The sequence below is a fragment of the Patescibacteria group bacterium genome (assembly GCA_028716665.1).
Classification (GTDB): domain Bacteria; phylum Patescibacteriota; class Patescibacteriia; order UBA2591; family JAQUPP01; genus JAQUPP01.
In genome coordinates, this window is the sequence record JAQUPP010000002.1 from 187,315 (window position 1) to 211,301 (window position 23,987).

General features: G+C 34.0%; 25 protein-coding genes. All 25 read left to right on the forward strand.

The genetic code is table 11. The features are described 5' to 3' along the window. Window positions 1-14: 14 nt before the first annotated feature. The 25 genes from PHF10_04105 (at window position 15) to PHF10_04225 (ending at window position 23,927) form a co-directional block, all read left to right on the forward strand. Complete coding sequence (locus PHF10_04105; GenBank protein ID MDD5534903.1) at window positions 15-1,829, forward strand: ABC transporter ATP-binding protein; 1,815 nt, start codon at window positions 15-17, stop codon at window positions 1,827-1,829. Between the two features lie 26 nt (window positions 1,830-1,855). Then, on the forward strand, window positions 1,856-2,119 hold the full coding sequence (locus PHF10_04110) for a hypothetical protein (GenBank protein MDD5534904.1): 264 nt from the start codon (window positions 1,856-1,858) through the stop codon (window positions 2,117-2,119). A gap of 41 nt (window positions 2,120-2,160) precedes the next feature. Next, window positions 2,161-3,030, forward strand: coding sequence for a hypothetical protein (locus PHF10_04115; GenBank protein MDD5534905.1), 870 nt, complete (start codon window positions 2,161-2,163; stop codon window positions 3,028-3,030). 22 nt (window positions 3,031-3,052) lie between these two features. Continuing rightward, a complete protein-coding gene (locus PHF10_04120; GenBank protein MDD5534906.1) occupies window positions 3,053-3,790 on the forward strand; it encodes a class I SAM-dependent methyltransferase in 738 nt (245 codons plus the stop codon). Window positions 3,791-3,843: 53 nt separating this feature from the next. After that, window positions 3,844-4,917 carry a radical SAM protein gene (locus tag PHF10_04125; protein MDD5534907.1) on the forward strand — a complete coding sequence of 358 codons (1,074 nt, stop codon included), beginning with the start codon at window positions 3,844-3,846 and terminating at the stop codon, window positions 4,915-4,917. A gap of 12 nt (window positions 4,918-4,929) precedes the next feature. Then, window positions 4,930-5,508, forward strand: coding sequence for an MBL fold metallo-hydrolase (locus PHF10_04130; GenBank protein ID MDD5534908.1), 579 nt, complete (start codon window positions 4,930-4,932; stop codon window positions 5,506-5,508). Window positions 5,509-5,517: 9 nt separating this feature from the next. Then, window positions 5,518-5,922 (forward strand): RidA family protein, encoded by a 405-nt coding sequence (locus PHF10_04135; GenBank protein ID MDD5534909.1) that lies wholly within the window; start codon window positions 5,518-5,520, stop codon window positions 5,920-5,922. 12 nt (window positions 5,923-5,934) lie between these two features. After that, window positions 5,935-6,951: a hypothetical protein gene (locus PHF10_04140; GenBank protein MDD5534910.1), complete on the forward strand. Its 1,017-nt coding sequence runs from the start codon at window positions 5,935-5,937 to the stop codon at window positions 6,949-6,951. 38 nt (window positions 6,952-6,989) lie between these two features. Next, a complete protein-coding gene (locus tag PHF10_04145) occupies window positions 6,990-8,177 on the forward strand; it encodes an aspartate aminotransferase family protein (GenBank protein MDD5534911.1) in 1,188 nt (395 codons plus the stop codon). A gap of 31 nt (window positions 8,178-8,208) precedes the next feature. After that, window positions 8,209-8,403, forward strand: coding sequence for a DUF5652 family protein (locus tag PHF10_04150; GenBank protein MDD5534912.1), 195 nt, complete (start codon window positions 8,209-8,211; stop codon window positions 8,401-8,403). A gap of 32 nt (window positions 8,404-8,435) precedes the next feature. Then, window positions 8,436-8,975 (forward strand): RdgB/HAM1 family non-canonical purine NTP pyrophosphatase, encoded by a 540-nt coding sequence (rdgB, locus tag PHF10_04155; protein MDD5534913.1) that lies wholly within the window; start codon window positions 8,436-8,438, stop codon window positions 8,973-8,975. A gap of 138 nt (window positions 8,976-9,113) precedes the next feature. Then, window positions 9,114-9,776 (forward strand): MBL fold metallo-hydrolase, encoded by a 663-nt coding sequence (locus PHF10_04160; protein ID MDD5534914.1) that lies wholly within the window; start codon window positions 9,114-9,116, stop codon window positions 9,774-9,776. A gap of 7 nt (window positions 9,777-9,783) precedes the next feature. After that, a complete protein-coding gene (locus PHF10_04165) occupies window positions 9,784-10,548 on the forward strand; it encodes a DUF333 domain-containing protein (GenBank protein MDD5534915.1) in 765 nt (254 codons plus the stop codon). An 8-nt stretch (window positions 10,549-10,556) separates the two neighbouring features. Next, a complete protein-coding gene (locus PHF10_04170; protein ID MDD5534916.1) occupies window positions 10,557-10,982 on the forward strand; it encodes a DUF333 domain-containing protein in 426 nt (141 codons plus the stop codon). Window positions 10,983-11,013: 31 nt separating this feature from the next. Beyond that, window positions 11,014-11,463: an RpiB/LacA/LacB family sugar-phosphate isomerase gene (locus PHF10_04175; GenBank protein MDD5534917.1), complete on the forward strand. Its 450-nt coding sequence runs from the start codon at window positions 11,014-11,016 to the stop codon at window positions 11,461-11,463. A gap of 45 nt (window positions 11,464-11,508) precedes the next feature. Next, window positions 11,509-13,338: a DNA primase gene (dnaG, locus tag PHF10_04180; GenBank protein MDD5534918.1), complete on the forward strand. Its 1,830-nt coding sequence runs from the start codon at window positions 11,509-11,511 to the stop codon at window positions 13,336-13,338. Between the two features lie 40 nt (window positions 13,339-13,378). Next, window positions 13,379-14,290, forward strand: a complete 912-nt coding sequence (locus tag PHF10_04185) for a GNAT family N-acetyltransferase (GenBank protein MDD5534919.1) — start codon at window positions 13,379-13,381, stop codon at window positions 14,288-14,290. A 55-nt stretch (window positions 14,291-14,345) separates the two neighbouring features. Next, on the forward strand, window positions 14,346-15,539 hold the full coding sequence (locus PHF10_04190; GenBank protein MDD5534920.1) for a sigma-70 family RNA polymerase sigma factor: 1,194 nt from the start codon (window positions 14,346-14,348) through the stop codon (window positions 15,537-15,539). 60 nt (window positions 15,540-15,599) lie between these two features. After that, window positions 15,600-15,956, forward strand: coding sequence for a four helix bundle protein (locus PHF10_04195; protein MDD5534921.1), 357 nt, complete (start codon window positions 15,600-15,602; stop codon window positions 15,954-15,956). A 649-nt stretch (window positions 15,957-16,605) separates the two neighbouring features. Beyond that, window positions 16,606-17,139: a hypothetical protein gene (locus PHF10_04200; protein MDD5534922.1), complete on the forward strand. Its 534-nt coding sequence runs from the start codon at window positions 16,606-16,608 to the stop codon at window positions 17,137-17,139. A gap of 9 nt (window positions 17,140-17,148) precedes the next feature. Continuing rightward, the gene (locus PHF10_04205) at window positions 17,149-19,653 is read left to right on the forward strand and encodes an Hsp70 family protein (protein ID MDD5534923.1); all 2,505 of its coding nucleotides are present in this window, start codon (window positions 17,149-17,151) and stop codon (window positions 19,651-19,653) included. 5 nt (window positions 19,654-19,658) lie between these two features. Beyond that, window positions 19,659-21,293, forward strand: coding sequence for a hypothetical protein (locus PHF10_04210; protein ID MDD5534924.1), 1,635 nt, complete (start codon window positions 19,659-19,661; stop codon window positions 21,291-21,293). A 4-nt stretch (window positions 21,294-21,297) separates the two neighbouring features. After that, window positions 21,298-21,951 (forward strand): hypothetical protein, encoded by a 654-nt coding sequence (locus PHF10_04215; GenBank protein MDD5534925.1) that lies wholly within the window; start codon window positions 21,298-21,300, stop codon window positions 21,949-21,951. A gap of 4 nt (window positions 21,952-21,955) precedes the next feature. Further along, window positions 21,956-23,032 carry an ATP-binding protein gene (locus PHF10_04220; protein MDD5534926.1) on the forward strand — a complete coding sequence of 359 codons (1,077 nt, stop codon included), beginning with the start codon at window positions 21,956-21,958 and terminating at the stop codon, window positions 23,030-23,032. Window positions 23,033-23,177: 145 nt separating this feature from the next. Then, window positions 23,178-23,927 (forward strand): hypothetical protein, encoded by a 750-nt coding sequence (locus PHF10_04225; protein MDD5534927.1) that lies wholly within the window; start codon window positions 23,178-23,180, stop codon window positions 23,925-23,927. The last annotated feature ends 60 nt before the right edge of the window (window positions 23,928-23,987 follow it).

Consider the following 23,987-nt stretch of genomic DNA (forward strand, 5'->3'; position numbering starts at 1 on the left):
AAAGAATATTTAGCATGAAATCAACACATTCAAATATAATTTATCCAAAAGTATACGTTAAAGACGTATTTAATTCAATTTGGAAGGGTGTACGCCGAAACTGGCCTTCACTGGCAATCAGTGTTATTGGCATTGGCGCTCAAAACGTTTTTGCCATAATTATTCCTCTTTATTATAAGCATTTATTTGATGCCTTAACTTCGGGAGAAAAAATTATGTCCTCTCAAGCTAAAGCCGATTTGGCGCCCCAACTTATACATATTATTTTAATCATTTTAGGTCTCAATATTTTAAAATGGCTCGGCGCGCGCATTGGCTCATTTGCAAACGGGTATTTTCAAATAAAATCAATGGCCACTTTACGCGAGCAAGCCTATGATTCTTTGCAGTATCATTCATACAGTTTTTTTACTAATAATTTTACCGGCGCTTTAGTGCAGAGAATAAGTCGATACGCGCGGGCTTTTGAGCGTTTGGCTGATCGTATTACTTGGGATTTATGGCCGCTCATTATCCGCATTACCGGTACGGTTATTATCGTTTGGACTATCAAGCCAGGATTAGCCATTCTGATTTTATGTTGGGCGTTGGTAAATATGACTGTTAATTATTTTTTTTCGCTCTGGCGCCTGCCTTATAGAATAAAAGCCGCCGCAGCGGACTCGCATACTACCGCTGTTCTCGCTGATGCTATTACCAATCAAAACAATATTGATGTATTTAATCGTCATAAAGACGAATTTAAATATTTAAAAAAAGCGACAACCGCTCAGCAAGAAATAAATCTTTTAAATTGGAATATTCACAATTGGCTTGATGCTATCCAATCTGGTCTTATTTTGCTGGTGGAATTTTTTATTTTTTATTTTGCCATTCATTATTGGCAAGCAGGCGTTGTGACCGTAGGCACTTTTATATTATTGCAACTTTACGTCATCAGTCTTGGCGGGACCTTATGGGATTTTAGCCGTATTATCCGCGATTTTTATGAAAGCTATGCCGATGCCAAAGAAATGGTTGAAATTATGAAACTGCCTCATGAAATTAAAAATATTCCAACAGCGCAACCCCTCCGCGTTTCTTCCGGCAAAGTGGCCTTTAATGACGTCAGTTTTTCTTTTAATAATAATCGTAAAGTTTTGAAAAATATAAATGTCAAAATTGAAGCCGGAGAAAAAGTGGCTTTAGTCGGTCCTTCAGGTGCCGGAAAAACAACTTTTATCAGATTGCTTTTGAGATTTCATGATGTGACCAGCGGCGAAATTGTGATTGACGGACAAAATATTCATAATGTGACGCTAGAAAGTTTGCGAGAGGCGATTAGTTTAGTGCCGCAAGATCCGCTCCTTTTTCATCGCACGATTATGGAAAATATCCGCTATGGCAAGCCATCGGCCACGGATGACGAAGTGATAAAAGCGGCTGAGCTTGCTCATTGCGACGAATTTATAGAAGGTTTGGCTCAAAAATATGATACCTATGTCGGCGAACGGGGCATCAAACTCTCGGGCGGAGAGAGGCAAAGAGTTGCCATTGCCCGGGCTATTCTTAAAAATGCTCCGATTTTAATTCTTGACGAAGCCACTTCAAGCTTGGATTCTTATTCGGAAAGCTTGATTCAAGACGCTCTTGATAATCTTATGAAAGACAAGACGGTAATTGTTATTGCTCATCGTCTTTCCACTATTCGCAAAATGAACAGAATCATAGTGATGAAGCAGGGGAGTATTTCTGAAGAAGGCACGCACGAAAATCTTATTAATGAGAAAGACGGCTTATACGCCAAATTATGGAATCTTCAAGCCGGCGGTTTTATCGCGAAAAAATAATCAATAAATTATAAAATTTTTACATTATGGAAAATAAAATCATTCAATTAAAGAAGGGTATATGGTCCAATAAATATTTCTGCAAATTGGCGTTATTGGATCACTTGCGCGAATGTTTGGAAAAAGATAATTATTTAAAGGCCACTGACGCGTCCAAAAATTCAGACGGCTACAAAAATTTGGATAAAGAATTAATGGATCTTAAAATCATTTTGGACTTGTATTTTGATGACAACAATGAACTTCACGCGCAAAGAATTGACAAGTTTATAGATAAGTTGGAAAAATAGGCGTAAAAATAAGTTAGGCGCAATAAAGTTGAAATTAATTTATGATTTATAAAATATCCTTACTGAATTTTTTATACGGCCATCTCATGCCATCCGAAGATTCAATGCTGGTTGATGGAAAAATTTTTTGTGTTGCTGACGGAGTAACAAGGGATCCAATTTTTTCAAAAGATTTTACCAGATTGTCATACGAAGAGGCTTTGAAAAAATATCCGAATCCGAGTGGTGCAAAATTAGCAGCGGATATTTTTTGTGAATCGTTTATAAAGTCATTAAAAAACAAAAGCTTTTCAATAAAAAATGTTAGAGACGCATTTATTTTCGGGAATAAAGAAATTTTTAAACTAAACAAGAAGTATATTAAAAAAGTTGATTATCTGGTAAATGATTTTTTCAGCTGTGTTGCTATTGGTGGAATAATTCATGGCAATAAACTATTCTGGGGTGGAATATGTGATTGTGGAATAATTATTTACGATAAACATGGCAAGGTAAAATTTCAAACTCCAAACTGGATGAAGCCATTTGAAGAATATGAAAAACAATATCTGCAAAAATCCGATTTCAATTTTGCTATGCCTAAATATCGCAAAATGATCAGGTCGGAATATAGAAACAACATTAAAAAAATCATAGATGATAAATGTGTTTCTTATGGCGCTTTAACGGGCGAGAGTGCAGGTGAAAAGTTTATGAATTTTGGAGAAATTGAATTGAACAAAGGAGATTTAATCATTTTTTATTCCGATGGTTTTGAAGCTACAGTACAACACAAAAAATTTTTCAGAATTATTTATCAAAAAACGAAACGCCTAATTGACCAACAATTTATTCCTTTTAGCTTATATCTTGCAAAACAAGATTATAATAAATTCGGCAAAGAAAGAACTTTAATAGCGGTTATTAATTAAAATTTTTTAATTTTTACTAATTATGGCATTAAATTTGTACGAAATGGATCCTCAAATTTATGATGACTATATAGATACCAGAATTGAAAGAATAAATTTCAATAAAGTTTTTGATTTAATCAAAAAAATTGCCAACAAAAAAGAATCTGTTGAAATTCTTGATTTTTGTTGTGGGACAGGCCTTTTTCCAAGAAAATGGCTGACAAAAATAAACAATATAAAATATCTTGGAGTTGATATAAATTCTGATTTTATCAAGTTCGCCAAAAAGAAATTAAAAAATAATAGGTTTGGTTTTGTTGTTAATGATTCAATTTTATTCAAAACTGATAAAAAATTTGATATTATTCTCGCTACTTCGTCTTATCATCATATTCAAGATAATAAAAAAAGAGTATTTCTTAAAAATATTTTTTCTCATCTTAAAAACGATGGTATTTTAATTGTTTATGAAAAAATTATTGACACTTTTTCTAATAAAATTGAAGCAGTTGATAGTAGTACTCAATTTTACCTTGAAAGAATAAAATATATGATGAAAGCTGAGAAGCTCAGTAAAAATCAATTATTTGCTTTGTTTAACGAACAATATCTTACTGCAATTCGCCACGAAGAATATAAAGTTGATTTTCAGTATTTTAAAGATGACATAGAAGCCAGCGGAATGAATATAAAAGAATATATTAAATTATGGCCAAAAGAAAATTTATTTCACAACGATAAAATCGGAGATTTTGTGTTTCTTATTGTAAAAAAATAATATAAATTTGCTTCTTTTAGTAAAATTTATTAATATTAAGTCATATCTTAATCATGAAAAAGCTTGAATATTATCCATGGAGCCCTAGAATATTAGATAATGCCCTAAAAGAATATACCAAAGGCAAAATTCCCACAGCTTATCTTGAATTGACGGCCAAGTGCAGTTATTGTCAATGTTTATATTGCGATTCAAAGTCAGGTATGGCAAATCGCGGCGAATTGACATTTCCGGAAATAAAGAAACTGATTTTAAAACTCAAGAAATTGGGACTTCAATGGCTTTTTATTTGCGGTCTGGGAGAACCAAGAGAAGAAAATAATTTTTTTGACATTCTTAAATTTTTAAAAGATCAAAATATCAAGGTTTCTTTTTTCACCAATGGTTTGGCTTATAAAGAAGAAGACGTAAAACTTTTAAAAAAATATAATGCCAATATTATACTCAAGTTAGACACATTTGACGGAAAGACGTTTGATAAAATTTTATCTAAAAAAGGAGCCAGCAAGAAAATATATAATTTCGTGGATAAGCTTATTCAAGATAATTTCATAAAAGTCAACTCGGATAACGAAACAAATCTTGCTTTTTCCATTGTCGCGACAAAGTTGAATTTTGACGCAATCCCCGATGTTATTAATTTTTGCAAAAAGCATAATATTTTTCCGTGTGTTGATGAAATGGAATATACGCATAGAGCTAAATTAAATTATAAAGATCTTAAAATAAACGATAGCGATTTAATTGAATTAAAAACAAAAATAGATAAAATTTTAGGTTATCCGTACAAGAGAACTCTTTGCCAGGGAATAATACCCGGCCTGCACATAAATAATGTCGGAAAAATTATTATTGATAAAAGAACGGGTTTAAGTTGTGATTGGTTTTTTCAAGAAGATCCTGTATATGTGGAAATAGGAGATGCAAGAAGCGATAATTTATCTGATGTCGTGCGCAAAATGAATGAATACAGAATAAAAAAACTTCCGGATATTAAATCTTTATTTTCAAACAGAACATCAACAATATCTGCGGGCGGGGGCACAAAGCCAAGTACTTGGTATAAACGCTATATTAATGTAATGAATGCGATAAAAAAAGAAAATGATTTTGTAAATATGTTATAATAATTTAATACTATGACCGAAATTAAAATTTTAATTGAGGGTTACGCAAAACCATTGAAAAATGGCTGGTTGGCGAATTCTTCTGTTGTTTTTATAAAATCAAATGGAAAAAATATCATTGCAGACCCCGGTTTTGACAGAGAAAAATTATTAAGCGCATTGAAGAAAGAAAAATTAAAAACTTCGGATATTGATTTTGTATTTTTAACTCACGGACATATTGATCATTCGCTTCTGTCTGGAATTTTTGAAAAGGCAAAAATAGTTGATGAACTTTATATTTATCAAAAAGATATCATTATTAAACACAATGGAATTATTCCTAACACTGACCTAAAAGTAATTCGTACGCCCGGCCATATGGAAGAGCACTGTTCCTTAATTGTTGAAACAAAAAAAGGAGTTTATGCTGTTGCCGGAGATGTTTTTTGGTGGTTGGAGAATGAAAAGCAAGAAATAGATATCAGTAAACCGGATAACGATCCGGAACATATGAATCTTCAAAAACTTATTGTCTCCCGTAAAAAAATACTAAAACTGGCTGATTATATAATTCCAGGACACGGTAAAATGTTTAGGGTTAAAAAATAATTTTTATTTATGACAAAACAATATTTAAATCCAAAAAATTTTACTCACATCATGGGTGCGTATTCGCACGGCCTAAAGATTGATATTGGCGATTCCGAGATGATTTTTGTAACCGGCCAAATCGCCATGGACAAAGATGGAAATGCGGTCGCGCCGAACGATATAGTAAAACAGACGGAATTTGTGTTTGAGAATATTCAAGCTATTCTTAAAGAAGGCAATGCCTCAATTGACGATGTGGTAAAAGCGGTTATTTACGTTACTGATATTTCTAAATTTAAAGAAATTTCGGCTGTGAGAAATAAATATTTTGCAAACGCCAAGCCCGTAAGTACGCTGGTTGAAATTAATAAAACCGTAAAAGAGGGTTGCGATATTGAGATTGAAGTGATGGCGATAAAAAAGAAACATTAATTTTAATAATTTATGAAGTTTTATCAAGAAATAATAAAAAAATCCAAATCTGTTGATGGTAAATTCAAGAAAATCAATGAATCTCAACTAAACAGGATAAAGATAATTTTTCATATTCCTAAATTTCATCCTAGGGCAAAAGCAATTTCAGGCTATACTTTTAGTCCATTGGCTTTGGAAAATCTTACAAAAAATAAAACTTACAATTTAACGAAAAATCATATCTTTATTATAGATGAATCAGTCAGCAAGCAATCATTTGTCAGAGAGTTTATTAAAAAACAAAATATCAGTCCAATCATTCTTAAATCAATTGAGGGTAAAGTTAAGACCAAGCCTTTTCTTGATGAATTGATAAAAAACCATGATTTGAATAAAAAACAAAATTTAACATTAGTCATTATTGGAGGGGGTTTGCTTCTTAATGTCGGCGCTTATCTTGCGGAAAAATTGTCAGCAAATCTTATTCTTTTCCCGACTACTGTTATAGCAATGGCTGATGGCGCAGGAGGAAAAGTTAGAATAAATTTTATTTCCGATAATCGCGCCTACAAACATTTTTATAAGTCGTTTTACGAACCAAACGCGATTTTTCTTGATAAGAGATTTCTTGAGTCGCTTCCCAAAAAACAAATCAGTATTGGTTTTGTTGAGATTATAAAACATGGTTTGTTTCAGAGTCCTAAACTTTATGATTATATTCTTCGTTCAGGAAAAGATTTTTTTGTCGACATAAAAAAACTAAAAAAAGCCATTTTTTGGGCAGCAGCCTTGAAGAATGTATGTATTGATGTTGACGTAGAAGAAAATGAGAATGGTTCTAGAAAAATTCTAAGGGGAGGACATGATTTTTCTGATAGAATCGAGGAAGATTTAAAACTTGAAATTCCTCACGGAATTGCTGTTGCAATTGGAATCATAAAGCAGCTAGAAATGGAGCGCGAAAATGAGCTTCTTGATAAAGCAAAAAAGTTATTTAATATCTTAAATATTCCTTATACTATTGAAGATTTTAATAAATGGAATTAACGCGTCTCTATTTATCTTTAATTTTTATTTCCAAAATTATGCAAGTAAAAGAAATGGATAAAAAATTTTTATCACGAGATTTGCCGCCCGACGATATTGAAATAGTAAAGTCAGATGGGAATTTTTTATTTGATTCCAAAGGGAAAAAATACATAGATTTTTTAATGGGTTGGTGCGTTGGAAATGTCGGTTGGGGGAACGAAGAAATAAAAAAGAAAATAAAAAAATATAATGGGCCGGACTATGTTAATCCGAATTATTTGTATAAATCATGGGCTGAATTGGCAGAATTGTTGGCAAAAATAACACCGGGTAAATTGAAAAAGAGTTTTCGCGCGACTGGCGGAACGGAAGCGGTGGAAATCGCGCTTCAAGCGGCTATGTCGCACACCAAACGGCATAAATTTATTTCCATTGAAGGCAGCTATCACGGCCATTCAATCGGAGCGATGAGCGTCGGGTCTTCTGATTTTCGTAATTGGTATAAAAATCTCCTGCCGGATTGTTATAAAATAAAACCGCCCTTGGACGATAAAGCGGCTGATGAAGTTGAAAAATTATTAAAACAAAAAGACATTGCTGCTCTGATTATGGAACCGATTATTTGTAATCTCGGCGTAATAATTCCGGAAAAAGAATTTATGACCCGAGCGCAATCGTCTTGTAAAAAATACGGTACCTTACTGATTATGGACGAAGTGGCGACCGGTTTTGAGAGAACCGGAAAATTATTTGCTTCAGAATATTTTGACCTAGAACCGGACATTATGTGTTTGGCAAAGGGGATTACCGGCGGTTATGGCGGTTTGGGCGCGACAATCACAACCGAAGAAATTGCAAAATCAATGGAATACGAATTCAGTTTTTATTCAACCTATGGTTGGCATCCGTTAAGCGCAGAAATTGCCATTGCTAATATCAAATATATCTTGAAACATAAAAAACAATTGGAGAAAAATATAAATGAAATGAGCAAATATTTTACAGAACGGCTTTCAAAAATGAAATTTAAATATCCGGCCAATGTTCATGTCAAAGGATTGGCAATAGGAGTTGAATTTAAAAAACCAAATTACGCTAATCAAATAGTTGCTCAATCGCAAAAAAACGGTGTTTTATTTTCATCACTTGGTAATACGATATTCACTTTATTTCCGGCTTTAAATATTGATAGAAAAACAGCCGAAAAAGGATTGAATATTTTAGAAAAATCTTTAATGTTATAATTTAAATAATTAATTAATTTAAATAAAATTTATGGTACAATTTTTAACGCAGAATCCATGGGCAATGTATTTAATAATTATCTGGTGTTTGCCGTGGAAGGGAATAGCGCTTTGGATGGCGGCCAGACGAAATGATATTTGGTGGTTTGTGGCACTCTTAGTGATTAATACCTTGGGAATACTTGAAATTCTTTATATTTTTGTATTCAGCAAAAGGAAGGTTTAATTTTTTCAATTGGCTGATTAAACCTTAAAATTATGCCGCTTTATTTTATTACCGGAAATAAAAATAAATTCGCTGAAGTAAAATCAATATTGAATGATGTTGAACAATTGGATATTAATTTGACGGAAATTCAGGATATTGACGCAAAAAATATTGTTAAAGAAAAATTATTGGAAGCGTTAAAACATCAAAAAGGCGAATTTATTATTGAAGACACATCGCTTTATTTGGATTGTCTTAATGGTTTGCCCGGTCCGTTGATAAAATGGTTTTTACAGACGATCGGGAATGAAGGCATATTTAAAATCGCGGAAAAGTGGGGTAATTTTAAAGCAGAGGCCAAAACTATTGTCGGTTACGCCAAAAGTCCGGAAGAAATATATTTTTTTGAGGGCTCGGTAAAAGGAGAAATTGTCGTTCCAAGAGGGGAAACTAATTTTGGCTGGGATCCGATTTTTCAGGCGGAAGGCATGGATAAAAGTTTTGCCGAAATCAGCCGAGAAGAAAAAAATTCCATCAGTATGAGACGAAAGGCATTGAATAAATTTAAAGAATTTATTGAGAAAAAATAATTATAATTTATAAAATAGCTCCATCTTCGGATTAGAGGGGCTATTTTTTAAAATTTGACCTTTTTTTAATTTGTGATATAATTAGAAAAAGCAGGCTGATTAGCATTATTACTTTATTAGTGTTAAAATAATATTAATATGAAAATTACGCGATTTGCGCAATCTTGTGTTCTAATTGAAACAAAAAATAAAAGGATTTTAATTGATCCCGGAAATATTCAATACCAGGAATCATTTTTAAATAATGAATGGAAAGACGTTGATGTTTTATTGATTACACATAAACACGCGGATCATTGCCATATTGATGCTATTAAAGAAATTATAAAAAATAAAAAAACAAAGTTTTATACCACCCAAGAAGTTGCCGCCGCTTATCCGGAAATTCAATCAGAAATTATAAAGGAAGGTGATATTTTAAACTGCGATGATATTAAAATTGAGGCAGTAAAGGCGATTCACGGTTATGTCCCTTTTCTTAAGGGCGATAAAGAAATAAAAGAAAATGTCGGATATATAATTGATGATGGTGCTTGCAGAGTTTATCAAACCAGCGACACCATTTGTTTTAATAATAATTATAAGTGTGATGTTCTATTCGTGCCGGTTTGCGATCACGGTTTAGTGATGGGTCCTTATGAGGCAGCATTGTTCACCAAAGAAACGGGTGCCAAATTAGTTGTGCCGATCCATTATGACAATCCGAAATATCCCGCTGATTTTGAGCGCGTGAAAAAAGAATTTGAAGCACAAGATTTGAATTTTAAATTTTTAACGATAGGAGAGAGTTTTATAAAATAATATTAATATGAAACTAAACAATAAAACAATCTTAATTTTTTTGATTGTAATAATGGTAATCGCAGTTTGTATTGTGCTATTTTCTTTTAATAAAATACAAAAAATATCAGATCAATATCGACAACCGAATTTACCGAAAACACAGCCGCAAACCGGATTGGCAAATCCCGCTTCGGTTAATTGCGTTAATAAAGGCGGAAATTTAGAAATAAAAACTGATTTAACCGGCGGCCAATACGGTCTTTGTGTTTTTTCAAGCGGCGCAAAATGCGAGGAATGGGCGTTATTTAGAGGGGAGTGCGGCGCGGAAAATCCGAATTATTGCGAGCAAGATTTAGACTGCGCTTGCGGGAAAAATAAAACAACCGATAACTGTTTTTATGGACAAAAAGAATTTGTAAACACAAATCAACAGTGTCCGGATTTTTGCAACGGAATTGCAGCCAATTTGGAAATAAAATGTGAAAATTATAAATGTACGCAGATTAATAAACTAAACCAAAAATGCACTGATTACAGCGTGGAAAATTGTCCAACTGATTGCGTAGTTTGTCCGCCTTGCGCCGAATGCAGTTCCATAAGCTGCCAATCAAAAGAATTTTGTAAAAATATCGGATTTGACAGCAGTTGGTATGAAAGCATTAAACATCAAAGCTCTGCAAAAAATTGCGAAGACCAGTGCGGGAACGGCATTTGTGAAGAAGTAGTTTGTTTGACTGTCGGTTGCCCGTGCGCGGAAACAAAAGAAACTTGTCCAAAAGATTGTAAATAATTTAGATTATGAAAGTAAATAAAAAATTAATTTTTAGCATTATAATTATTGCGGTTATTGCCGGAATAATTTTGTTATGTTGTTTATGGAAAAGTGGTTATTGGCAAAAGAAAAAAATAAATCAAATTCAAGAGCAATTTAAAAATCAGTCCCAATCGCAAACCGGAATGGTCAATCCAGCTTCAAAATATTGCGTTGAACAAAACGGAACATTGGAAATAAGAAAAAATGAAGCAGGCGAGTATGGAGTTTGTGTTTTCGCGAATGGCACCGAGTGCGATGAATGGGAATTTTTTCGCGGAGAATGCAAGGTAGAAAGAGATAAATGTGTTGATTTATGCGGAGATCAAATATGTCAAGAAGTTGTTTGCAAGGAAATAGGGAGTCCTTGCGCGGAAACAAAAGAAACTTGTCCGGCAGATTGTAAAAAATAACTTTAAAAAATTAAAATAAAAAATATTATTTATGATTTATTTAGGGGCGGATCACGCCGGATTCAAATTAAAAGAAGAAATAAAAAAATATTTAAAAAATTCAGGTTTTAAATATCAAGATTTAGGTAATCAAATTTTTGATTCAGAGGATGATTATCCGGACTTTGCTTATCAAGTGGCGAAGAAAGTGGCTCAAGAAAAAAATTCCAAAGGAATTTTATTTTGCGGCACCGGTCAAGGAATGGCCTTGGCGGCCAATAAAGTAAAAGGAATCTATGCCATGCCGGCCTGGAATAAATTAACCGCCAAGCACGCGGCAGATCATAATCAAGCCAATATTTTAACTTTGGGCGGACACATTACTTCAACTAAATCGGCCAAAGAAATAATTAAAATTTGGTTAAAAACCAAACCGTTGAAAAATATAAAATATTCAAGAAGAATTAATAAAATAAAGAGTTTTGAAAATGAATTAAAATAATCCGAATCTGCGAATGTATCCGAATGCTACAAATAAATAAAAATTATGAGCAGCGTCATTGACGAGATAAAATCTAAATTGGATATTGTTGATGTTCTGTCCGAATATATCCAACTCAAACAGGCGGGCGCCAATTTCAGAGCGGTTTGTCCATTTCATCGCGAGAAGACGCCGTCATTTTTTATTTCTCCGGAAAGGCAAATTTGGCATTGCTTCGGGTGCGGCAAGGGAGGAGATATTTTTGGTTTTATCAGAGAAATAGAAGGGGTGGAATTTCCGGAAGCTTTGAGAATTTTGGCTCAGCGCGCCGGAGTTAAAATTGAAAAATATAATCAGGCCGAAGTCAGCCAAAAAACAAAATTACAGGATATTTGTTCCATTTCGGCAAAATTTTATCATAAAATTCTTTTGGAATCTTCCTCCGCGGAAAAAGCCCGTCAATATCTTAAAGAAAGGGAATTGGATCAAAAAACCATTGCCGAATTTCAATTGGGTTTTGCGCCGGAAAAAGGAAATTTGCTTTTGGAGTTTCTTTCAAAAAGAGGTTATAAGCCGGCCGAGATTGAAGCGTCAGGCATGATTATCAAGTCAACTCATCAATCTTCATATTATGATCGTTTTCGCAGTCGGATAATGTTTCCGATTTTTAATCTTTTCGGCCAAGTGGTCGGTTTCACGGGAAGAGTTATGCCCGCCTTCTCCGACCAGCTGGCGGATACGGCGGGCAGGCCCGTCGATGAACAAAAAGAAGTGGCAAAATATATCAATACGCCGGAAACTCAAATTTACAGCAAGAGCCGCGTTTTATACGGTTTGGATAAGGCCAAATTAGAAATTAAACTCCAAGATTTTGTTATTTTAGTTGAAGGGAATATGGACGTGATCGCTTGCCATCAATTCGGCACCAAAAATGTGGTTTGCACTTCGGGCACGGCTTTAACCTCGGAACAGATCAAGCTTTTAAAACGTTACACGCCAAATATAATTTTAGCTTTTGATGTTGATTTGGCCGGTCAAAATGCCACTCAAAGAGGCATAGATTTATTGCTTCAAGAAGATTTGAATGTTAAAATTCTTCATTTGTTATCCGGAAAAGATCCTGACGAATGTATCAGGAAAACACCGGAGATTTGGCAAAAAGCCATTAAAGAACCATTGCCGATTATGGAATATTATTTTTCTTCGGCCATTGCTCGCGTTAATCCGGATTCAAAAATTTTAAGTATTGAAAATAAAAAGCAAGTTTCACAAATTTTATTGCCTTTTATCGCCAAATTGGGCAGTCCGGTTGAACAAGGCCTCTGGGTAAAAAAACTCAGCAATGATTTGGATATTTCCGAAATTTCTTTACACGATGCTTTGAAAAAAATTAAATTGCCACAAAAAAATAAAGAAAAAGATAATTCGGAAGCCAATGAAAAACCATCAAGCGAAGAACAAGTAGGCGATATGCTGCTCGGCTTGATTTTAAAATATCCGGAAAAAGGAGAAATAGCGAGCAAATTGATTTTTGATATGTTCATTAGGCCCAGGGCTCAAACCCTTGCCAAAATCATAAAAGAATGTTATATTAAGAATAATAAAATTGAAGTTGATCAAATTAAGGAAGAATTCAAAGACAAAGATTCGGAATATATTGATTTTTTGTTTTTTTTGATTGAAAAGGAATTTGCCGGCCAAAAAGACAAAGAAATAGAAAAAGAATTCAATAATTTATTCCGCATTTTAAAAAAACGGCATTTGGAAAAAAGAAGAGAAAAAGTGATGCTGGAATTGAAAGAAGCGGAAAAAAATAAAGATAAAGAAATGGTTGAAAAAATTATCAGGGAAATTACGGAATTATCGCATGAAATAAATGTTTGCGACCATTCTTAAAGTTTAATTTTGATAAGACGAATAAAATTTAATAAAGTTCATGAAATTTAAAATAGTCAGTGATTATAAAGAAGCCAAAGAATTATGGCAGATGTTCAGTCCTAATCAATGCCTGTGGGATCTATGGGAAGTCAGGGATTGTTTTATCAGGGGTACGAATTATCCGTTATATTTTATCGTTGGTTACGAAGGAGATGAAATCTTGGGCATTTTGCCGTTATGGTATAATCCGGATCAAAAATATTATTCTTTCATCGGCGATGATTTGCCGGAAGAAAATAAATTATTTTTAAAAGATAAAAAGCTTTTGCCTGAATTTTTGAAACAATGTCCAGACAGGACTTATCTGGAATATCTTAATCAAGATGATAAGAATTTTTTCCCTTCTTTCAAAATTGTAGTTCATCCGGATGATTGTTATTATCACTTGAATTTGACAGGCTTTAATTCTTTTGAAGATTATTTGCAAAGCTTTGGTAAAAAACATCGCAAAAATCTTAAATACGATCTTAACGGTTTGTCGGTTCAAGGTTTTACCGCTGACTTGGAAAATAATTTTGAAGAAAATATTATTGATATTATTTCTCGTTATAATTTAGGGCGATTTAAAGATGATTCTTTTTTTGCCACTCCCAGTTTTAGCAAGAGTTTATTAAATTTAATTCTTTTGACTAAGGAAAAAGGGGAGCTGCACATGGTTGTTATTAAAAAATTAAATCAGATATACGGCGCGCAATTTGCCATTCTCCATAAGGGTGTTTATACTGTTATTATGGGCGGACATGATTCAAGTATAAAAAATTTAGGCAAATTATTGACAGTCGGTCATATCAAAAATGCCGTCAATTTGGGCATTCAAGAAATAGATTTTATGGCTGGCGGAGAGTGGAAACAATTATGGCAGATGTTCGGAAGCGACGTTTACGAATGGGATAATTCGACCGGCAATTAAGAAAAATAATATTTTGTTTTTTATTTTTAATTCCGTTAAGGCGGAAAAAAAATCAATGAAATCAAATCATAAACAAAAAATCAACAAGAAAAAATCAGTTAAAATAGTGAAGAAGGCTTCCAAAAAAGTTTATAATTCTGATCATCAAGATAATGCTTCGCGAATAAAATGGCCGGAACAAGAAGCTCAGGCATTAATCAATAAGGGCAGACAGAGAAGTTTTGTGACAGAAAAAGAACTTTTTTATACTTTTCCCCGCTGTGAGAAATATTTGAATGAATATGAAGACTTTTTGGATTATATGGAAAGAATGGGAATCAAAATCATTGAATCTCCGGAAGGATTTTTGGAAAAACCTCATAAAAAAGAAGAAAAGAAATCAGGAAAGGATGGGGGATTAATGTTTGATTTAAGCCAGCTTTCATCCGATTCAATTCAAATGTATTTAAAAGAAATTGGACGCGTTCCATTATTAACCCCGGGCGAAGAAGTGGAATATGCGAAGGCTAAAGATAAGGGGGATCATAAATCATCTCAAAAATTAATAGAAGCGAACTTGCGTTTGGTTGTCAGTATTGCCAAGAAATTTACCGGTTATGGACTAAGTTTTTTAGATTTGATTCAAGAAGGCAATATCGGTTTGTTCAAAGCCGTGGAGAAATATGATTGGAAAAGGGGTTATAAATTTTCCACTTATGCCACTTGGTGGATTAAACAAGCGGTCACTAGAGCTCTGGCGGATCAATCAAGAACAATCAGAATTCCAGTTCACGTGGTGGAAACTTTAAGCAAATTCCAACAAGCCACTCGCTGGTTGGCTCAGCAACTTGGACGTCAGCCGACTCCGGAAGAAGTGGCAAGCGAATTAAGCATTCCGATTGATGAGTCAAGATATTTAATGAAAATTTCTCAAGAAACGGTTTCGCTTGAAACCACAGTTGGCGACGACGAAGACAGCGACACGGAATTGGGAGATTTTATTGAAGATGTCAAAACTTTAACTCCGGATCGTTCCGCCGCCTTGAAATTATTAAGAGATTATATTAAAGAAATTGTCGTTGACTTGCCTCAGCGCGAAAGAAAAATTTTGGATATGCGTTTCGGTTTAACCGATGGCGCCGCCCATACCTTGGAAGAGGTGGGGCAAGTTTTCTGTGTTACTCGTGAAAGAATTCGTCAAATTGAATCTAAAGCATTGGAGCGAATGAGAGAATTCAAGGGTATTGAAAAAATTAAAGACTATTACTAATTTGCAGAGCAAATTAGTAACCAATAACAAAAGACGAATAACTAATAACCACCAATAACTATGTTTCGCTTTCAGAAATGGAATATTTATAATGAAACGAGAAAGTTAAGATTGGATATTAAAAGAAATTTATTACCAAAAATTTCATCTGCAGAAAAATATATTTTAATACCTCAAATTGAGAGAGCAATTAATTCAATTATTTTAAATATTGCCGAGGGTTCATATAGAAAGTCTGATAAAGATTTTGCTCATTTTCTTAATCAAGCGATAGCATCTCTTTATGAGGTTGTAGCCTGCCTTGATCTTATGTTGGATAGTTGTTATATTAATGAGGAAGATCATAGTAAATATTTGTTTCAATTAGAGAATATCGCTAGACAAATTAGCGCTTTTACTCGATCATTAAAGAAATAATATTTTGTTATTAGTTATTTGTTCTTTGTTATTTGTAAAATTGTTTTAGCAATTTTTATTCCGGCGTAGCTCAATGGTAGAGCAGCTGGCTGTCAAAAAAAGGCAGCCCTCCGAAGTAATTCGGGGTAGAAAAATAGGGTGAAATCGGGGAAACCCCACTGGGGCAATCCCGAGCCAAGCCTTAACCTATAAAGTTAAGGAAGGTGTAGAGACTATCCATTTATGGAGTAGCCGATCAACTTGTTGATGTAGGCGAAGCGCCCTATCCCGCACAGAATTTAATATTTTATTAAATTCTACGGGAATGATATAGTCCACGCTTAGAAGCAATTCTAGGATAAGTGTAACCAGCTTGTTGTGGGTTCGATTCCCTCCGCCGGAGCCAAATATTCTTGTGAAAGCGACCCGTCCCCGTCAGGGAATTGGTCAATAAAAATAAGGGTTTTAAAACCCTTATTTTTATATTTCAAAACCGTCCCAACCCCGGTAGGGAATAGGAATCGAACCCAACGTAAATACTGGGTTATATGATGATCAAAAATTCGAGTCCAGCTCCAGTCAAAGTCCTTGTTTTATTCAAATTTTGTGATAATATAAATTTATAATAGTCGTTATAGTTTTTACTTAATGATTTAATAAAATAAATATTATGAGCAACTATATTTTGCAAAATTTAAATTTTATTATCTTCTCGTCGGTTTTATTTTTAACAATTCTGTTTATTATCATTTTATTCTCAATATTCATAAAAATAATTCATAAAGATAATATATCCGTAAAATTTAATGAACTCCATTTAAAAATTAGAGAGGAAATTAAGTACGCAGTAACTCCTAAATTTATAAACGTGTCGGCCGAGGTGAATGAGATTACTGATCTTGCGGTTGAAATATGGCGCATTGAACAGCGTATCGCAAAATCCGCTTCAAGCTTATCAGAACAACAACTTATGGGATTAGATAATTCAGTTCAAAAATTGAAACGGTATCTTTCAAAATACGATATTGAAATCTTGGATTATAAAAATACAAAATATAACGACGGTCTTAATCTTGATATCCTGTCTATTGAAAAAAATTCTTCTTTACCTGAGCCAATCATAAAAGAAATAATCGAGCCAACTATTATGTGTAAGGGCCAGGTTGTTCGTAAAGCAAAAATTATTTTAATAAACAATCATTAATTTGTTAATATGGCTAATCAACAAAACATTTCAATAGGTATTGATCTTGGAACAACCAATTCGTCTGTTGCCATCAATAACAACGGTAACATCGAAATCATAAAAAGGGCGGGGGGCGTGGAATATACGCCGTCCGTTTTTGGCTTTAATAGAGATGAAAATAAAGTAGTTGGCCAAAAGGCTTATGAGAGTTTTTATAGATCTGCAGACGTAAAAAACTACAAACCGGAAGTAAAAAGATTGATGGGCTCTTCAGAGAAGTTTCACTTCGAGAGAGTAAATATAGACATGGGGCCGGAAGAAATATCTGCTGAAATCCTTCAGAGCCTAAAAGAGGACATTCTAAGAAAATATCCAAACTTTAATACTGTAGCCGCCGTAATTACGGTTCCAGCCGCTTTCTCTGTATTACAGTCGGAGGCAACTAAACGGGCTGGTAATCTTGCCGGATTTAAACACGTAGTTTTATTACAAGAACCTATCGCTGCGGCTGCTGCTTACGGCTCCACAAATATCAAGAATGAAAACTGGCTCATTTACGACTTTGGTGGTGGCACATTTGATGTTGCATTAATTGCTTCCAAAGACAGAGCGCTTTCAGTGCTTGGCCATAACGGTGACAATTTCCTTGGTGGTAAAAACTTTGATTTAGAGATTGTCGATAAAATAATAGTACCAAAAATCTTAGAGAAGTTTTCCGTCAAAAACTTCAACAGGAATAATGAAAAGTATATAAGTGCCTTCTCTCGATTAAAGTTCTCTGCAGAGACGGCTAAAATAGAACTCTCTGAATATAATAAAACCTCAATCGTGGTAGAAAATGTCGGGAAGGACGATGAGGATAAGGAGATTTTTCTCTCCATTAATTTTACGAGAAAAGAATTTGAAAATCTTATCAAACCAATGGTTGACCGCACTATCGAGCTTTCTAGGAAAACCCTGAAAGATGCCGGCATTAAGAGTGGTTCTGTTGCTAAAGTGATTCTCGTTGGTGGTCCGACTCAGATTCCATATATTCGAGAAAGAATAGAGAATGATCTCAAAATAACTGCTGATGCGTCTGTTGATCCTTTAACTGTCGTTGCGAGAGGTGCTTGCGTGTTTGGTATCGGCCAGAAGATTCCAAAGGAATTCCAAGAAAATGATGGTAAAAAACTCCGAGAAGGAACTCTTTCTATTGATCTAAATTACGATTCCGTTACTTCTGACACAGAGGCAACGATCGCGGGAATCATAGAAGACCTCAAAGATGCTAAGGATGAATATTATGTACAAATTCAATCTGACAGTGGCTTTTATAACGGTTCAAAGAAAAAACTAAAAGGCGGTAAATTTTTTGACACAGTTTCTGTCGAGCCGAATAAGTCTAATGTTTACTGGATTTATCTTTTTGACAAAGAAGGTAATTCTGTTCCAGTTGATCAAGATTCTTTTACCATTACTCAGGGTCAGACGATATCGGGTATACCCTTGTCCCATTCGGTAAAAATAGTTGTGGTTCAAAAGGATTATACGAGGAATGTGGCTTTTAATATTTGTGACCTAGTTTTTGATAAAGGGTCAATACTTCCTATTAAAAAAACTTTATATGTGTATAAAACATCAAGAAAGCTAAAGAAGGGCGAAGAGAATGATCTTGATATTATAGTGGTTGAAGGAGAATCCGATATGCCAGATCGTAATGGATTTTTATGCAAAGTGGGTATCCCTGGCAAGGATCTACCCCATGATCTTCCCGAAGGAACTCCGGTAGAAATAACTGTTGTGATGAATGAATCACAAGAAGTTTTTGTTACTGCTCATATTCCACTGATTGATTTTACTGTTAATGCTCGCTCCACTTTTCACAATGAGACAATTGATCTTAAGAATATCGAACAGGATTTAGAAATTCAAAAAGAAAGAGCAAAGGTTGTCTCTGAAAATTTGTCGCCCGATGAAAGAAAAACAATTGATAATGATATTCAATCCGCCCAAACGAGCGTTAATAATTCTTCCATAGACGAAGATGAAAAAATGAAAGCGAATAAACAAATTAAAGATATTAAGATTGCGTTGGATAAAATTGAAAAAGAAAAGGAAATGCCTCAACTGGTTAAGGAATTTAAAGATGGTATTCAAGATACACAATCGATCATCAATGACTACGCAGATGAAAAAGACAAAGATATAAACAATGATCAATTAAATAAGCTCATTAAAGAAGGAGAGAAAGCAATAGCCGATAATGATAAATCTCTTTTGATTCGGACCAATGAACAAATTAACGAACTTCGCTCAAAAGCCGTTTATTCTAACCCGGCCACATGGATTCATCAGTTTAAAAAAATTACTGATAGCAAGCCAGACTTTACTAATGAAAAAGAAGCAAAGTATTATATTGAAAAGGGCAAAAGAGCGATTGAACTTGGTGATGTCGATGAGATAAAACGTTGCGTCCGTAATTTGTCGCTGTTACTCCCGTCTGATGTACAAGAAAAAATAAAAGATAATCTTTCGGGCATTACCCGCTAAACCATATGTCATCTACACTCAAAAACAACGCATATCACATCCTTGGACTAGATACTTCTGCTAGTGAGAAAGATATTCTTAAACGCTCAAAGGAGATTATTAATCGTCTTAAGGCTGATGACACTCCTGACTACGATTTAGATATTGGATTGTTTAAAGATTTTCGGACAGAGGATGCAGTAAAAGATGCCCTGCAGCGACTCCAAGCTTCCAAGAAACGGATCAAAGAATATTTCTTTTGGTTTCAGATAGCAGATAGCGTCGATGAGCAGGTACTGGGTCTGTTTAAATTTAAAGATTACTTGAATGCCATTCGCACTTGGCAGAATGTGGCCGAAGGTCAAAGTACGAAAGCTTTCTCTTATAAGAAGAATCTTGCTATTTTGTATTGCCTTGTACTCTCTGCCGAGGATGATAAAGACTATCTAAGAAGTTCCTTAGTTGCATGGAAAGAACTTATAGACTCAGATAAATTTTGGACTTTTTTTTCTGAAGTCTACAAACTTCATGATGAACAAACTGCCAGCGAAGATATTATTTTTGATTTCAAAAAGCATGTAGTAAGTTATCTGGCCGATATTTATACGGATTTATATCAAACCCATAAAAATGTAGATTATATTAGTCAATTTCAAAAAGTTTTTTCAGTAAAAGGTGAGCGAATAGAAAAAAACGTTTTAGAACCAGCATACCAAATGATTAATAATGCCGTTGATGAACTTGAAAAAATGGAAGTGAGTAAGGATAGTATATTTGATAAAGAAGAGTCAGAAACAATCAAGAGGCTTATTACTACAATACAGAAGGAACTCAATCAACTGATTGATTTAAGACTCTATGACGATAGTCAGACCAAAATAATGCGGGATCGCTCGGCTAATGCCTTACGATCTATTGCTTTGGATTTACACAATAACTTAAGCGAGCTTGATAAATCTCGAGGACTTTTAGAGGTAGCAATTAAGTTCGCTGGTATGGAATCCTTGAAATACGAACTTCAAGGTCAACTCGAACAAATCCAAAAAAATATCAAAGACGATGCAGAAAATTCTCTTACCATAGACGTACCGGGCACGTTTGGGAGAGGTACGGTTATTTTTAAGAATAACTATCTTGAATACAATAACAAGAAAATATTCTATAAAGACGCGACAAGTATTTCTTATCATGCCCATTCGCAGTCAATAAACTTTATTCCGGCTTCACAATCGTTCAGTTACATGGTTGCTTCGCCAAATGAGACTATTTCATTCTCATTTGGAACTACCCTCTATATTGGTCACAAAACAATGCAAGAGGTGTGGGGAAAGTTGATTGGGCTTTCAGAGGGACTAATTGAGTCACATATTATAGAAAGTATGGTCGATCAAATTTTTGATCGCGATAAACCCATAACCATTGGTCGTATTGAATTCTCCAAACAAGGATATTCACAAACCAAATCCAAGCTATTTGGCAAGAGCGAGAAAGAGATAGTTTACTGGACGGATACTATTTACACCCCAAAGTTCAGTTCCGGAATGGTAGTTTTATGGAAAGATAAAAACGGAGTGAGTCAACAATTTACCACAATAGCGATGTCGACGCCAAATGCGGTTGTAATACCAGGGTTAGTTAAAGCATGCATTAATCGTCTATAAATACATGGAAAATGATAAAAAACATTTGGATATCGACCTTGAATTCCTTGATAAAAAGGAGCCGACTAGAGTTACACCGCCTAAGCTAGAATCTCCTAAGGGTAGCGAACCAAACTGGCGATATTACGATAAAGACAAGGCTAATGCTAATTCCGGCTCTGGTAAAAAATATAAATGGAAAAATATTTTAATAATAGGTGGCGTTGTTATATTCTTTGGCTGGGTTATTTTTTCAAATAGTAACTCAAAGAATGATACTAATACCGGAAGCTATACACCACCTAGTGTAAATCAAGTGTCGTCGAATAGTAATACGGTTGTGATAGGTGAATATAGATGTTTAAGTTATAACTACGATAGAGCAGTCGCACTTACTCCCAGTGAAAGTGAACAGCAAATAGATACCGCCAGAAATGACTTGGAATATAAAAGTAATGAGCTTGATCGTTTGAAAAATAAAATTGATAGTTCTTATGTGGATGAATACTCATCGCAATATGAGATTAATCAATACAATGAGACGGTGAACGATTATAATATTAAACTTACTTCATATAAGCGAGACGAGGCAAATTTTAATTCGCGGGTTGAAAGATATAATACCCAAATTGAAGCCCATAATAATTATTTAAGAAATAATTGCACACTTAATAGATAAAGTTATGACAACATTAACGAAACCAATTCTCTATAATGGATTCAAAGTCAAAGACGGGTTAACCGTCAAAAATCGCATTGAGCGAATTTTCTTTACCGAAGTATATGCGTTATCTGACGGATCTTTTTTATACTTATTTTTTAATCTTAAACCAAACGAGATATTTGATCGTCGCGAAAAATACGACCTTGTTAGAATAAAAAAAGAAGGAGAGGAATTACCTGGTGTTATTGTTAAGGATTATTCGAATCGTCAATTATTAACAGCTATTGAAGATCTAACTACGACAAAAGGTTTTGATTGTGTCGCTGGAATGGATAAATTAAAAACTTTTTTAATTAAAAAAGTTATTGAACCACTTCGAAATCCTGAAAAATTTAAGAAATACAGACTCTCAATTCCAAACGGTATTTTACTGTACGGACCACCCGGATGCGGAAAAACATTTATTGTCAACAAACTGGCAGAAGAATTGGGATACAACTTTGTTGAATTAAAACCCTCATCGGTTGCAGTTCCTTATGTTCACGGTGCTGTTAATAAGATTGCCGAACTTTTTGAAAGGGCAAAATTACAAGCACCGTCAATTGTATTTATTGATGATGCCGAAGCACTTATACCAAAAACAGAAGAGCTATCATTTAGTGCGGATATAAAAAAAGAAGAAATTAACCAATTTAAACTAGAACTAAATAATATTGGAGAGAAGAAAATTCTTGTTGTTTATGCAACAAACTGGCCAGAAATGATTGATTTAGCAATACTTAGAGGCGGAAGAACGGATTATAAGATATATGTTCCTGCGCCAGATTTTGATGCTAGAAAGGGACTATTTATAAATTTTCTTTCAGGAAGACCCTGTGGCAAAGAAATTGATATAGAAAAATTAGCAAAGATGACAAATAATTATGCGAGTACCGATATTGAACTTATAGTTAAAAATGCGGCTTACGTGGCATTAGAGTTGGAAAAAAATATTGATGAAAAAATGTTAATTAAATCAATAAACAAACTTAATTCATCAATTTCGCCAGAACAAATTCGACATTACGAACAACTTAGTGGTATGGAAAGGTGGTAGTTTTAGGTGATGACGCACCAATGAAATTGGTACTGGTATCTTTAGGGGAATTAGCATTATAACTTTTAAACAAATGAAGAACTGTCAATTTTGTAAAAATTCTATCACCGACAATAATGACATTTGTCCTTATTGTCGGCGGGTTTTGGTTGAAAGAATTTATTCTAATTCAAAACACACATCACACACTGTCAATCAAGGCGCAAAAATCTCGATTAATAGAAAATTAAAAAATTATTTTAAGCAACTAAGCAATAAATTTAAAAAAATAAAATGGAATAATTTTAAAAAATATATTCCAATTCTTGCTCTACTACTGTTAATTATTTTTATCAGCCTCCAAAAAGAAAAAAATAACACGCATACAACTTATAGTCATACTCCAGTTTCGGTTATTCCAAGCAACGAGAATTCATCGATTAAATTGAGTGATACTCCAGTGGCTCAAATCAAAGATCCCAAAAACTATATTTCATTGCCCAATGGCACACCTCTATCCAAAAATACTTATTATTTTAATGGATTGGGACAATTAAAAATAGACAATGGGACGAGCCTAGATGCTATAGCTAAACTAGTAGATATCACAACCAATAAATCGATTCTTACAGTATATATAAAAGCTAATAGTACTTATGATATTAATAAAATATTAGATGGCAATTATAAACTATTCTTTAATCTCGGAAATGATTGGAGCACAGAAGTTAAGGCGTTCGCCGTAAATTCTAGCTATGAAGTTTTTAAAGAAAATTTTGACTTTACTACATCAGAGTATAGAGAAGGCGATTATATACGCACACGATATATAACTTTTAGCGTAACATTAAATCCTGTAATTGGCGGACAAGCTAAAACAGAAGAAATTAACGCGGTAGAATTCGGTGGCTATTAAAAATAGATAAGAATAAAATAAGATAATACGGTTTACTTTAAAGAGGTGAGATAAAATCTC

What these genes read in the sequence shown, in the direction of transcription:
- PHF10_04150 (MDD5534912.1), top strand. Translation starts at nt 8,209, where the DNA reads ATGGTACAATTTTTAACGCAGAATCCATGGGCAATGTATTTAATAATT.
- PHF10_04170 (MDD5534916.1), top strand. Translation starts at nt 10,557, where the DNA reads ATGAAAGTAAATAAAAAATTAATTTTTAGCATTATAATTATTGCGGTT.
- PHF10_04145 (MDD5534911.1), top strand. Translation starts at nt 6,990, where the DNA reads ATGCAAGTAAAAGAAATGGATAAAAAATTTTTATCACGAGATTTGCCG.
- PHF10_04130 (MDD5534908.1), top strand. Translation starts at nt 4,930, where the DNA reads ATGACCGAAATTAAAATTTTAATTGAGGGTTACGCAAAACCATTGAAA.
- PHF10_04160 (MDD5534914.1), top strand. Translation starts at nt 9,114, where the DNA reads ATGAAAATTACGCGATTTGCGCAATCTTGTGTTCTAATTGAAACAAAA.
- PHF10_04200 (MDD5534922.1), top strand. Translation starts at nt 16,606, where the DNA reads ATGAGCAACTATATTTTGCAAAATTTAAATTTTATTATCTTCTCGTCG.
- rdgB (MDD5534913.1), top strand. Translation starts at nt 8,436, where the DNA reads ATGCCGCTTTATTTTATTACCGGAAATAAAAATAAATTCGCTGAAGTA.
- PHF10_04135 (MDD5534909.1), top strand. Translation starts at nt 5,518, where the DNA reads ATGACAAAACAATATTTAAATCCAAAAAATTTTACTCACATCATGGGT.
- PHF10_04215 (MDD5534925.1), top strand. Translation starts at nt 21,298, where the DNA reads ATGGAAAATGATAAAAAACATTTGGATATCGACCTTGAATTCCTTGAT.
- PHF10_04205 (MDD5534923.1), top strand. Translation starts at nt 17,149, where the DNA reads ATGGCTAATCAACAAAACATTTCAATAGGTATTGATCTTGGAACAACC.
- PHF10_04110 (MDD5534904.1), top strand. Translation starts at nt 1,856, where the DNA reads ATGGAAAATAAAATCATTCAATTAAAGAAGGGTATATGGTCCAATAAA.
- PHF10_04210 (MDD5534924.1), top strand. Translation starts at nt 19,659, where the DNA reads ATGTCATCTACACTCAAAAACAACGCATATCACATCCTTGGACTAGAT.
- dnaG (MDD5534918.1), top strand. Translation starts at nt 11,509, where the DNA reads ATGAGCAGCGTCATTGACGAGATAAAATCTAAATTGGATATTGTTGAT.
- PHF10_04115 (MDD5534905.1), top strand. Translation starts at nt 2,161, where the DNA reads ATGATTTATAAAATATCCTTACTGAATTTTTTATACGGCCATCTCATG.
- PHF10_04120 (MDD5534906.1), top strand. Translation starts at nt 3,053, where the DNA reads ATGGCATTAAATTTGTACGAAATGGATCCTCAAATTTATGATGACTAT.
- PHF10_04220 (MDD5534926.1), top strand. Translation starts at nt 21,956, where the DNA reads ATGACAACATTAACGAAACCAATTCTCTATAATGGATTCAAAGTCAAA.
- PHF10_04175 (MDD5534917.1), top strand. Translation starts at nt 11,014, where the DNA reads ATGATTTATTTAGGGGCGGATCACGCCGGATTCAAATTAAAAGAAGAA.
- PHF10_04195 (MDD5534921.1), top strand. Translation starts at nt 15,600, where the DNA reads ATGTTTCGCTTTCAGAAATGGAATATTTATAATGAAACGAGAAAGTTA.
- PHF10_04190 (MDD5534920.1), top strand. Translation starts at nt 14,346, where the DNA reads ATGAAATCAAATCATAAACAAAAAATCAACAAGAAAAAATCAGTTAAA.
- PHF10_04165 (MDD5534915.1), top strand. Translation starts at nt 9,784, where the DNA reads ATGAAACTAAACAATAAAACAATCTTAATTTTTTTGATTGTAATAATG.
- PHF10_04105 (MDD5534903.1), top strand. Translation starts at nt 15, where the DNA reads ATGAAATCAACACATTCAAATATAATTTATCCAAAAGTATACGTTAAA.
- PHF10_04185 (MDD5534919.1), top strand. Translation starts at nt 13,379, where the DNA reads ATGAAATTTAAAATAGTCAGTGATTATAAAGAAGCCAAAGAATTATGG.
- PHF10_04140 (MDD5534910.1), top strand. Translation starts at nt 5,935, where the DNA reads ATGAAGTTTTATCAAGAAATAATAAAAAAATCCAAATCTGTTGATGGT.
- PHF10_04125 (MDD5534907.1), top strand. Translation starts at nt 3,844, where the DNA reads ATGAAAAAGCTTGAATATTATCCATGGAGCCCTAGAATATTAGATAAT.